Origin of the sequence: Klebsiella sp. C360 (assembly GCF_048822415.1) — a bacterium.
Taxonomy (GTDB): Bacteria; Pseudomonadota; Gammaproteobacteria; order Enterobacterales; family Enterobacteriaceae; genus Klebsiella; species Klebsiella quasipneumoniae.
The window spans coordinates 20,884-32,689 of record NZ_JBMEZZ010000003.1 but is presented as its reverse complement, the minus strand read 5'-3'; the positions used below and the strand labels follow the sequence as shown (position 1 = coordinate 32,689).

Sequence of the window (11,806 nt, the reverse complement as noted above, 5' to 3'; positions counted from 1 at the left end):
TCACAGGCAGTCAGTACTAAGCAGAATAAAATTAAGAGTCGTTTCATCAGTCCAGATCGCTCAAAGTTGGTTTGTTGTAAAAAAATTTAATCAGCGATGCTGCGGGTTTATTCTTTTTAGTGTCCTGTAAATCCTTATTTTCTTTCAGAAGATCTCCCCAGGCTTTAAACGCCCCTTCAGCATTATCCTGCCCCCCTTTCCCGTTTGTATGCAGATTCCACAACCGCCGCCGTAAATCCCGCGTCACGCTGGCCCATTCATGGGCAATATTCATTTCACTGTCCACCTGCATACTCCGCGTGTTGATATTGGCTGAACCGTGCGTGGTAAACACATCATTCACAATCATCAGCTTGGAGTGAATATACACCGGCATCCACTCATCCGGCGGTGAGTCCGGTGCCACCAGCGAGCAGATATGAACCTTCAGTCCGGGGCGCTCCTCCGGCAGTATTTCACTGCTCTGAATTTCATCTGCCTTCTTTTTAAAGTCAGCAATTTTCTCACTCATCTCGTGGTTACGTTTATTGATTTCTCCGGGGTCGATATAGCCAACAGAACCACCAAACGTTTCGTTGCTGAGTTGTCCGACCTTACGCAGTTTAGTCACTTCAGGGATGGTGTTTGCCTGGCCCAGCGTCTCAAGCATACGCTGGGTATTCACCGTTCCCGCACCAATGCCTTCATCGGTTACGTTAGTCACAACAAACAGATGCAGTTCGCGCCCCACTTTACTCTGTCTTTCCGCAACCTGATTAATTAATTCTGCCAGCGGCGGCCAGCGAAAATACTGATTTTCGATATAGATAAACTGCGTCGCATTATTCACCGCTTTCAGATAGAGCGTTTCAATATCATGTTTCCCTGCCTGCGCCTGAGTACGTAATAACTGTGCCAGCAGCGGGGTACCGTGGACAGGTCTTGGTTTCAGGTTTTTAGCCACAACGGCAGCATTGCGGAGAGTCAGCAGGTCCTGACCGGTTTCTTTACGCCACGCCGTGGCAAAATTATGATGCAGATGCTCCAGAATCGGGCCGGTTACCCGGCTGGAGATATCCTGTCGCGGCAACTTACCGTTAGCGCCTAAGCGGGGATCCATATTATTGCCCGGGCGAAACAGTGCAGAATGTTTATCCGTATCCCAGTACTCATCAAGCATGTTGTGACCCATAACAAAACCAACCGCAGACTCCGGCAGTTCATAATCAACCAGCACCGTTTTTTGATGATGGGTCACGGTACCAGCAAGAGTAAGCAACGTGTCAGGGCTGATATCTGGATCAAGCGCCATATTCGCAGCGCGATAGGCAATTTCAGCTCTCTCCAGGAAATTAAACCCGCGCCCGACAAACAAAGGAGAAAGGGAGCTTAATTTTTCTTGTCGTTGCGCTATGGGTGCGGAAGCAATTTCCGCCATCCCGGCCTGTCCCTTTTTTAACTGATGATCGGACCATTCCCCTGACAGAGAATACTGACTGAACCATTGTCGGTCATAGGCATAACGTTCATCCGTAGTACTTTGGCCTTTCCGGTCTTTATAGCGAATAGCTCCCTTACCTGGTAAGTTGGCCTCTCCTCCCCCACCGGCGGCATTACAGGGCATTTCCCAGCCCAGAATACGCACCTGCACTTTCTTTTCTTCCGCAATCTTACAAAGCAACTCACCGATGCACAGCGACTTACCATCACGAATAAAATACATCGAAGGCTGAAATCCCCAGCAGATGATATCCACCGTTTTTTGTGCGTTCGCGATGGCATGATAAACAGCGGCAAAAGCCTCCTCACCATTCACCAGCGGTTTGTAGGTCGCCAGCGCCGGCGGATATTCCGTATCCTGAACAAACCAGGGCGCGGTAATCATGCACTGGCTGGTGTCAACCGTCGCAACGGGTACAACAATATCGGGCTGGCTCATTCGCTTTTTTCCTTATCACCGGGGCCATCAAGCAGTTCGGCATACAGACTACGATGCTCTGTGTGTGAGGCGGGGGGGTTAATATCAGCATCGGCCTGTGAGGTATGGTGGTGAAAACCGCGATTAGCGAGTTCACCCTGCTCAGGGCGACTGTACGCTTCGGCAACAGGTATCTGATAGCTGACGCCATTAGCCATCTCCAGCTTGTAACTTCTGGTCACGACCTGGTGATCGACTGATATCTGACCTCTTTCATCCAGCACCCCTTGTTTCAACAGTGCGCCATCGGCATACAGGGTATATGGCATCCCGGCCCAGCTGCTTTCCGACGCATTTGGCGACTGCGCCACGTTCAGATTCAACGATTGCCTTACCGTGGACTGAAGCGGCGGATAATCTGGATGATCGGCCTTCATGCTGGCGGGTCCGCTATAGGAAAAATCCGCGGCTTTGACGTCGACATCACCGCCAGTACCGAGCTCAATCCGATAGGGATCGAGCGTGATATAGCTTCCTCCAGCGTTAATGATGATTTTTTTCTTTGCCACAATGTGAATTTCGCTATCAGTACTGACAATCTCAAGATCCTTGCGCGCCAGGAGCTGCAACTGATGGTTTTGCGCCTGAATCGCCACGGGCCCCTGATTGGCGATTAATTTCATCCCCAGCTTGCGGACAAACAGGCTAAGTCCTTCCCCCACACCAATAAACAGCCGTTTCATTACGCCCATATCGGCATTCGTCCCGGCATTGATCATCAGATTGCGACGTGCGGTTAGTTGCAGATGCTTGCCACTGGCGAGAGCCACACCATTTGGTGCGCTGAGCACGGCAACCGCCTCCCGTAGCTGATCAATTTGCTCACGCATAAAAGCTAATTGTTGTTCAACCTGGGCAGGGTCGGCTTTAGCCGACTGGGCATCACGAGATAGCGAGTCCATCTCATCACCTGCCTGCTTAAGCCTGTCCAGGGTACCCTGCATTGCAAGTATCTTGCCGCTGGCGGTTGACTGTTTATCTGCAGTGATAAAGATCCCTTTCCCAGCCCGTATCGCCCCCCATTTATCGGTCCGGAGCTCAAACCCCTCCCCCCGCAATTCCCTCTGCGCATCCACATTATGCCCCAGGTTCAGCTGCGTCTTGCCGCCGTACTCGGTGCTGAGCTTGATATGCTCCTCGCCGCGCTTATCCTCCATTCGCAGCTTATTGTTGGTCGGAGTACGAATCACATTGCGGGTGCTGTTCTTTTCCGTCACAGGGTCAACATGCCGAGAGTCGTGCAGCGCATGAGCGATATACGGCCGGTCGGGATCGCCTTCGTGGAACGCTATCGCCACTTCCGTTCCCTGAATCAGCGGGAAGTGAAAGCCGTACACGTCGCCGCCATAGGGTTTGGCGAGACGCACCGGCATGCTTTCCTGCCCCTGCCCTTTATCATCTCTGTCAGCGTCAAATTTCACCCGGTACAGGCCGGACGCATCCTGCCAGGCGTAGATATCATTCGCCTTCGCGCTGGTCACCCGCGCCGTCATGGTGCCAGTCACCTTCGGGCGCGGCAGCAGCGGCGGACGCCAGCACAATGTTTCGCTGTAGGGCACCGCCAGCAGGGACACCCGCAGCGCCTCCCGGCGGCTGGCGGTAAAACCGGTGCCGGTGATTAAAAGCGGATCCTGCACGGGCGCAGGCAGGGTCGGTGGGAGGCTGTCGGTAACGGTCAGCACCTGGGCCGGCGTCAGCCAGGCTGCCGTACTGCTCGCGGTAATCAGCGTCTGGCGAGCGAGAAAACGCTCATGGTCGAGACGGGCATAGAAGTTGGCGGTCTCCGACTGCGGGACGATTTTATCGCCCCGCTCCCGGTGGCGAAGCTTATAGTGGTATACCTCTCCGTAAGTGATGCCTTCACCATTTCCCCGGGTCATATCCGCTGTTGCCGACTGGAGAACGCTCTGCGCATCGCGGGGGTTATAATCCCGGGTAGTGACGTTCGCCTCTACGACGTTATGCGTGATGCTCAGACCCCATATCGATTCCGTACCGCTGTCGCTCATCCCGGACGGGCTGTTTACAGGAAGTGTTTTATCGAACATCAGCGCCCGCTGCGCGTCGGCGAAGTTGACCACTTCGCTCTGGGCCTCTTCCTGCAGGGTGAAAAAATAAAATATCCCCACCTCTGCCAGCAGGCGCTGGATAAACGCCAGGTCACTCTCCTGATACTGATTAATTTGCTCGCGCCGCGGATAGTGTTGCTTGAGATTAAACTCATACTCCCAGTCATGCAGGTGATGTTCCTGCAAAACCTGCTCCACCACTTCCGGCACCGATTTATTGACGAAGAAACGATGGGTGCGGAACTGTTTGTCCAGCAGCGAGAGGAAGGGTTCGAGGGTTATCATGTACTCTGCCTGGTCGGCAGAGCCACTGATACGCTCAAAATGCGTGACCACGCCATGCACCCGTTTGCATTCGGTCAGGCTCTGTAATATGCCGCCGCCCATCGTCAGCGTCGCCGGTTTGCTCAGTAACTGGCTGGTGTCGATATTTTTATCCGTGCTGGTGAAATAAATTGTCCAGAGATACGTTTCACTGAGTTTTTCTGCACCGCTGAATTCTTCCACATCCAGCGATGCAGTACATGACGGAATATCCAGCTGGTAACGGTTGAGGGTGGTGCCGGTAATTATTGAAGAGGTATCCATTATATTCCTGTTTTACTCCGCAGTAATGACCATCAAACATCGATTAACAGGCCATACGGTTTAATTTTGTTTAATGATAATCATCTCATTCATCATAAATATATTTAAGTGCATATCGATATATCAGATACCCCACCAGGAGTTTCATTACTAAAAGGAAACCCCAGGGATATTTATTTTCACTTACTGAGAAATAAAAAAGCACACAGAAACCGGAACCTTCAACGTTTAACGCTGCCAGCATTTCTCTGGCAATGTCCTTAGCGCTGTCGATGCAGATCTCCTTTATCCATCCCCCTGTCCCGCACTTCACCCCCGCAGAGGCCTCACTTGCCGACAAGATTGTTTGGCTGCAGGCACGCTACCGCCCATCGCTATTTCCTGTTTATCAGGGACCCGTAGCGCACAGGGTCAGGCAGGCAGATTGTTGTTGTTCACCGTCCTCGTTCGGGGTCGCGGATTACTCGGTTTCGTTTTTTAATGCGGCAGCCCCGGCTCCTGAGGTATTAGCCGTGCCCGGCGTCAGACAGGCGTCCTTCTGCGGGACCAGACTGATCTCCACCCGGCGATTTTGCGCCCGCCCGTCTGGCGTCTCGTTGCTGGCGACAGGACGACTTTCGCCGTAGCCCTGCACCGCAAAACAGCTCTCCGGCACATCGCCGGTATCGCGCATCCAGTCGCGGACCGCCTCGGCACGCTTCAGAGAGAGCTGTTGATTGGATCTATCGTTGCCGATGCTGTCGGTATGGCCTGCCACCACGATCAGCCAGCCGGGTTTCGCCTTAATGCCCAGCAGCGAGTTCACCAGCAGCTTTGTCGAACCCGGTTTCAGCGTCGATTTGCCGGTATCGAACAGCGCCATGCTATCGAGGCGGATCGTCTGCGGCCCCTGCACAACCTGCTTAATGACCGGACGCGGCGGCGGGGGCGGCGCCCAGTCATTGATCGCGGCTTCCACGAAGGGGATCAGCCGCAATCCCTGATACAACCCCAGCCGGTAACGCAGCGGCTCTCCCCGGCGCAGCCAGTTATCCAGCAGGCGGCTGTCGGCACGCAGACGCTGCTGCGCCTGCAGCTTCGGCGTCGGCGGCGCGCCGCTAAGGCGGTGGTAGACCGCCAGATGATCGCCGACGCTGCGCACGAGGCGCTGGTTGTTGATAAAGGAAGCCAGCATCGCCAGCGCCAGAAAGAGGAAGCCCATGCCAGCGGCAAGACCGGCAGCGCGCATCCGGCGGCTGACCCCGTGGCGGTGCGGCAGTGTTGACAGAAGAAGATCCGGCAGCGGGTGAGGACCTGGCGCCGCGGCGTTGCCCGGGGAGAGCGTGGTGATCCCGGCGATTTGCCGCTGCCAGAGGTTATTTGCCACCGCCGTCACCGGCGTCAGGCAGATGCCCATGGCGCACAGGTCCAACGGCGAAAGTTCCGCCTGGCGAGTGCTTAGTGGCCGGAAAAGAACGTTTTCTGCCAACGCCAGAATGCTCTCCAGCCACAGCGTATGATGCAGGCGTGAGGCAGAGCTGCCCCCTCGCTGCCAGTCGGCAATCGACTGGGGCGCTTGTCCCTTCTGCCGCACCTGGAGACCAGGCCGATCCGGCGTGACGGTAAACCAGCGGCTTTCCGCTGCCTGGCCGCCAGGCGGCGTCACCCAGAACACGTTCCACACCGGCGGAGTATCGTTCAGCCAGGTTCGGCACTGAACGATACTCCGCCGCCAGTCGCGTAGCGACTGCGCCAGTTGCTCCCCGGAGGGGTGGTGCTCCGGTACCACCGCCAGCAGCACGGAAACCTGCGATACCAGCGCCGGACGCGCCGCCGCCAGGTACTGCGCCAGCCGCGGCAACTGCTCCGCGCTTTCCCCCCGTAGATACCAGCCGAGGCGGGTTTCGCAGTGCGCCGAACGCCCGGGAAACAGACCGTCGGTATCCCCGCAGACCAGAACCACCGCCCCCTGAAAATCCTCGGGCGGCAGGACGATTTCCGGTCGCTGACGGCTGACTGCCCGGCGACGCTGACGCCAGAGCGCCGCGCTGCCCGCCAGCAGGATGCACAGACTGAATATCACCTGGTTGCCGATGGACAGCGGCCAGAAGCCCAGCGCCAGCCACAGGGCCAGGATGACGGTCAATATCGTAAGCATAGGCCGGGCGTTATCACGCATCTCTTATCCCTGCCCTGCTATCTGCACCACCATCTGTGACAGCATGGAGGAGAAGGTCAACCACAGCGCGGCCAGCGCCACAATGCCAGCCGCCCAGCCGTACCAGTACATCCGCCGTCCGCTGCGCAGCCGGGAGGCACGAACCACCACCGGCGCCTCCTGGGTTATGCTGAACGGCGGAACCCGCGCGCCAAGCGCATGCGCTACATCCTCACGCCGTTCGTCATCCTGGGCGCGGTACTCTCCGACAAACCCCAGCTGCAAAGTACGAAAGAAGCAGGTCAGCACTGCCGCATCCGCCGCGGGCTCTCGTAGCAGCTGGCGGATCCGTTCCCAGAGCTCTTCCCCGGCGTTGAGGGTGCTGAAAAAGCGCGCCTGCAGCGGATCCTTGCGCCACCTGCGCCAGCCATCATCCTGACTGGCGCGGTTAAGGACGCTCTCATCAAGCAGCGCGCAGTAGGCATAGAGCATCTGCTCAGCGCTGGCTTCACTGACGCCTGCCGCCGCCAGCGCCTCGCGCGCCTCGGTCACCCATCGACAGGCCTGACGATAGAGCGCCTCGCCATCGGTCACCGGCTGGCCGCAGCGTAACTGACTGACCATCAGCCAGCCCGGGTAAAAGGTTTTGTTGATCAGATCGCTTTCAGAGATATTCATGAGCGCAGTACCGCAAAGAGTTCAAGTTTCACGTCGCCAAGCGATTCCGGGGTATAGAAGGTGCAGTTGCCAGCCTCCAGCATCGCGCGGGCGGCATCCGTGGAAAGATCCAGAGCGAAATATTGGTTTTCCAGACGTAGCGGAATGGCCGCCGGCACATGGCTCAGCGGTTTGATCGCGATGCCGCTGAGGGCAATGTTGACGACCTCGGCGACATCATCATGGCTACCCGCCTTACAGAGCTGCGGAAAGCGGCTCTGAAGCTGGTGAGGGGGAAGTGAAGAACGCACCGACAGATAAAAATCCGCCCCCTCGCGCAGCCGTGCATCGTGCAGCCTCCCCCGCCAGATCTCCCGGTCAGCACCCTGCTCCAGCGCGATGGCGATCACCCTTGAGGGCAAGCTGACTTCGAGCAGCGTATCCAACAGGGCAAACAGCGGTGGGAATACCTGCTCCGGCGAGGCATGCCGGTAGCGGGGGATCGCGTCCAGATGATGTTCAAGAGAGAAGGTCAGCAGACTGCCGGCCAGCCTGGCCAGTTCACGATAGAGCAGCTCCGGATGGCGCGAAGGGTCCTGATGCAGCTCGCTGAGCACCGGCTCGGCGCTGTTCAGTGCGTTGAGCAGCCAGAACAGGGAAACATCCGCCACGGCAAAATCAGCCATCCGCGCATTGCTTTCACGGCGCATGGCCATGAGGCGTCTGCGTCGGGCCTGCAGGCGATGTAGCAGCTCGCCCAGCTCGCTGACCAGCGTCGGGCTTGCGGCCAGCGACAGCAGCGGCGGGATGAATTTCGGGTCAAAGATCCACTGCCCCTGGGCGTCGCGTACCAGACGCGCTACCGGGCAGGTTAGGAAGGCTGCGTTTTCTTCGATGGAGAGACGCAGCGTCAGCGTGTGCCGCAGGACGGCCAGCTCGCTGCGTTCATGGCCTGCCAGCTCCTGCACGGTCACCTGCTCGGCGCGCCAGCGGCGCGGGCGGGCGCTTTCCTGGCCGTCATCAAGATTGCCGCCGCTGGCGCTGAGCAGCGGCAGAGCGAGCAGAACCTCCACGTTGTCCTGCATCACGTCCGATACATCGCGGACCGGTGGCAAAATATCCGCCAGCTCGGTGTCAATCAGCGCGCCGTCGGCGAAACGCACGATCAGCCGGGTGGCGTTGAGCCGGGAAAGGGTGAGCGCGCTGGCGTCAAACTCCGCGCGCAATACCCCCCAGGGGTGGGCGAGCGCCATGCGGGAGACCGTATCGGCGACGTGCGCCTCCCAGCGGGCCTGTTGCTGAAACTGCTGCGGAACCAGAAAAGCCCCATCGCGCCATAATGGGCGGAAAATCTTCATCGCACCTCCTGTGCCTTTCACTTTCATCTGTCTGCAGACAGGACCAAATGCCCGGTGGGATATCCTTCATATACCTTGCGTTCGCCTCAGCCCCTGCATTTGCTCTGGCCTGTTCCTCACTAGCGGTTTTTCTCCCGAACGTCGTTCGTCTCGATTGATTGCCTGCCGCTTCAAGGAAAGGAAATATCTCCCCTGCCCGCGAGAATTTCGAAATCAGATGGTATTTTTTGTTCAAGGGAGGTTTTATCTTAAAGTGAAATAGCCAGGGGAGGTAACGCCTGGCCCTAAATAATATCTGAATTCAACCCAAGGAAGTTTTATAATTCCTCTTCATTCCATTCACGCAGCTTATTCCATAAGCCGTCCATTTATTATTTCGCTATTAAATATTATTTATATTCACCTGCAAATAATAAAAAAACTCAACACTAAAATTGTCACTGCAGTAAATATGCCACCGACAGCGCCGGCGCCTGAATCTCCCCCGGCATCAGAGAGATGCCTGACCCCCACCCGGCCATTGCCAGGCGCTGAATTACCCCGTATTTTGGTTTTCCGCTCCGCTGGGGGCGGGTATCAGGGCGAACGAGAGAGAGAAAATGAAACCGCTATTTGTCTATGGGACGCTCTGTCCCGGTCGCAGCAATGCGCATATTCTGGAGGCGATCGGGGGCGAGTGGCGTCCGGGCTACGTTACCGGTACCTTTTATGCGCGCGGCTGGGGCGCAGCCGCTGATTTTCCGGGGATCGTCCTCGACGCCAACGGCCCGCGGGTCAACGGCTATCTGTTCCTGTCCGACCGGCTGGCGGCGCACTGGCCCATGCTGGACGACTTTGAGGAGGGGTACGATCGGGTGTCGGTGGAGGTGACCACCGACGATGGACAGCAGGTCAGCGCCTGGATTTATCAGCTCCAGCCCCGGGAGTAATCCCCGGCCAGTCTCGCGCTACCGGGCACAGCGGCCCAGTACGTCCGCGGGTCTGGCGTCGTTTCCGCCAATGCAGGTATACTTGCCAGATGTTTCCTAAGCTTCAGATACGCAAATGACAAAACTTACCTTACAAGAGCAGATGCTCAAAGCCGGCCTGGTCAGCAGCAAAAAAATGGCCAAAGTCCAGAGAACGGCGAAAAAATCCCGCGTGCAGGCCCGTGAGGCCCGGGAAGCGGTGGAAGAGAATAAAAAAGCCCAGCTGGAGCGCGATAAACAGCTCAGCGAGCAGCAAAAGCAGGCGGTGCTGGCGAAAGAGTATAAAGCTCAGGTCAAGCAGCTGATTGAGATGAACCGCATTACGGTCGCCCGGGGCGATATCGGCTTTAACTTTACCGATAATAATCTGATCAAAAAAATTATGGTCGACAAGACCACCCAAACCCAGCTGATTAACGGTCGCCTGGCGATTGCCCGCCTGGCGGTGGATAACAAACCTGAAGGGGAATATGCAATTATTCCGGCGATTGTGGCAGAGAAAATTGCCCAGCGCGATGCCAGCAGCATCGTGTTGCACAGCGCCCTGAGCCAGGATGAGCAGGATGAAGACGATCCGTACGCCGACTTTAAGGTGCCCGACGACCTAATGTGGTGATCGCGGGCTTCCGGCGGCAGGCGATCAGAACGAGCTTGCCTGCTGGATATGCATCGGCTCGCAGCTGACGGGGTGGCGAAAACGCAGTTCGCTGGCGTGCAGCATCAGCCGCGGAGCCTGTTCTGTGCCCGGCAATTCCCGGCCGCCATACAGATCGCAGCCAAGGATCGGATAGCCCAGCAGCTGACAGTGGATCCGCAGCTGATGGGTGCGCCCGGTCTCCGGAGTGAGCGCCACCCTCGTCAGCGCCAGCGCCCTCTCCCCTTCCCGCGTCTGGTACATACGGTCAATTACCCGGTAGCGCGAACGCGCCGGTTTGCCGTGCCGGGCGCAGATCGACATGCGCGGGAAACGGGCCGGGTCTTTGGCGATCGCCGCCTCCACTATCCCTTCATCTTCCGGCAGATGGCCGCACAGCAGCGCCGTATAGACCTTACCCACCGTGCGCTGACTGAACTGCTGGCACAGCGCGGCGTTAATCACCTTGTTGCGGGCGACCACCATCAGACCGGAAGTGCCGAAATCAAGGCGGTGTACCAGGGTGCAGCCCGGAAAGCGCTGGACCAGTCGATGATGCACGGAGTCGAGGTTGCGCGGATCTTTGCCTGACAGGCTCAGCAGCCCGGCAGGTTTATTGATCAGCAGCAGGTGTTCGTCCTGATACAGGAGGGTTATCTGCTCGCGGCACGGCGGAGCGACAAAGGTATCGATAATGGTGGACATCAGACGGCCCGAAGAAGGAGTGGCCGGCGATAGTACCCCATTTTGCCCGCCGGTACGACGCTGGCGCACGATCCGCCCTCGCGGCGGCGTCATTTATCACCCACACTTATCGCAAAGGCATGGTCTGCGCAGGCAATGTGCTTTACACTGCGCGCTGCAAAATTTGAGTTAACCAACGAGTAAGAACGGTAATGGCGATGAACGGAACAATCACAACGTGGTTTAAAGATAAAGGTTTTGGATTTATCAAAGATGAAAACGGCGAAAACCGGTATTTTCATGTGATTAAGGTCGCCAATCCCGATCTCATCAAGAAAGACGCGGCGGTGACTTTTGAACCTACCACCAACAATAAAGGGCTGTCGGCCTACGCGGTGAAGGTCATTCCGGAAAGCAAATATATCTATATCGCCGGCGAGCGGCTGAAGCTGACCTCCATCAAGTCCTATGTGGTTTACCGGGAAGAAGAGCCGGTCGAGACCCGCGTGGATAAAGAAAACGCGGTGCTGTCGGTCGGGCTGCTGATGAACAGCATCCGGCCAAAATCCACGGTGCAGCCGGGAGAGATGCGCTCGGTGAAAAAGCTGGCGATCACCACCTTTCAGGGGACAACCCTGATCTTCTCGGAAGACGAAATCGATATCGATGCCACGGTAAAACTGCTCAAGGTATGACGACCCGGCGTGCGGTCAGCCGCGCGCCCAGTCACCTGCCGAGCCGAATTTCGTCGCCA

At 57.1% G+C, this 11,806-nt stretch carries 9 protein-coding genes; 3 read left to right on the top strand and 6 right to left on the bottom strand.

Features of this window, described 5'->3' with window-relative positions; translation table 11 throughout:
- Window positions 1–46 precede the first annotated feature (46 nt).
- From ACOI7D_RS09035 to tssK, 5 genes are all read right to left on the bottom strand, one after another.
- Window positions 47–1,918 carry a phospholipase D-like domain-containing protein gene (locus tag ACOI7D_RS09035; RefSeq protein WP_085550967.1) on the bottom strand — a complete coding sequence of 624 codons (1,872 nt, stop codon included), beginning with the start codon at window positions 1,916–1,918 and terminating at the stop codon, window positions 47–49.
- Window positions 1,915–4,614: a type VI secretion system Vgr family protein gene (locus ACOI7D_RS09030; protein WP_109547186.1), complete on the bottom strand. Its 2,700-nt coding sequence runs from the start codon at window positions 4,612–4,614 to the stop codon at window positions 1,915–1,917. The genes ACOI7D_RS09035 and ACOI7D_RS09030 overlap by 4 nt, the downstream gene beginning before the upstream one ends.
- A gap of 460 nt (window positions 4,615–5,074) precedes the next feature.
- Window positions 5,075–6,772, bottom strand: coding sequence for an OmpA family protein (locus ACOI7D_RS09025; protein WP_109547185.1), 1,698 nt, complete (start codon window positions 6,770–6,772; stop codon window positions 5,075–5,077).
- 3 nt (window positions 6,773–6,775) lie between these two features.
- On the bottom strand, window positions 6,776–7,429 hold the full coding sequence (gene tssL, locus ACOI7D_RS09020; protein WP_109547184.1) for a type VI secretion system protein TssL, short form: 654 nt from the start codon (window positions 7,427–7,429) through the stop codon (window positions 6,776–6,778).
- On the bottom strand, window positions 7,426–8,766 hold the full coding sequence (gene tssK / locus ACOI7D_RS09015) for a type VI secretion system baseplate subunit TssK (protein ID WP_023290171.1): 1,341 nt from the start codon (window positions 8,764–8,766) through the stop codon (window positions 7,426–7,428). Before tssK ends, tssL begins: the two co-directional genes overlap by 4 nt.
- A 599-nt stretch (window positions 8,767–9,365) precedes the next feature.
- On the opposite strand from tssK, the gene ACOI7D_RS09010 reads away from it, so the two are divergent.
- Together ACOI7D_RS09010 and ACOI7D_RS09005 are read left to right on the top strand one after the other, a co-directional pair.
- A complete protein-coding gene (locus tag ACOI7D_RS09010; protein ID WP_023290172.1) occupies window positions 9,366–9,695 on the top strand; it encodes a gamma-glutamylcyclotransferase family protein in 330 nt (109 codons plus the stop codon).
- 115 nt (window positions 9,696–9,810) lie between these two features.
- Window positions 9,811–10,350 (top strand): DUF2058 domain-containing protein, encoded by a 540-nt coding sequence (locus tag ACOI7D_RS09005; protein ID WP_023290173.1) that lies wholly within the window; start codon window positions 9,811–9,813, stop codon window positions 10,348–10,350.
- Window positions 10,351–10,374: 24 nt separating this feature from the next.
- On the opposite strand, the gene ACOI7D_RS09000 is transcribed toward ACOI7D_RS09005, so the two are convergent.
- On the bottom strand, window positions 10,375–11,073 hold the full coding sequence (locus tag ACOI7D_RS09000; RefSeq protein ID WP_044523904.1) for an RluA family pseudouridine synthase: 699 nt from the start codon (window positions 11,071–11,073) through the stop codon (window positions 10,375–10,377).
- A gap of 191 nt (window positions 11,074–11,264) precedes the next feature.
- On the opposite strand from ACOI7D_RS09000, the gene ACOI7D_RS08995 reads away from it, so the two are divergent.
- The gene (locus ACOI7D_RS08995) at window positions 11,265–11,747 is read left to right on the top strand and encodes a cold-shock protein (protein WP_004203243.1); all 483 of its coding nucleotides are present in this window, start codon (window positions 11,265–11,267) and stop codon (window positions 11,745–11,747) included.
- Window positions 11,748–11,806: the final 59 nt, after the last annotated feature.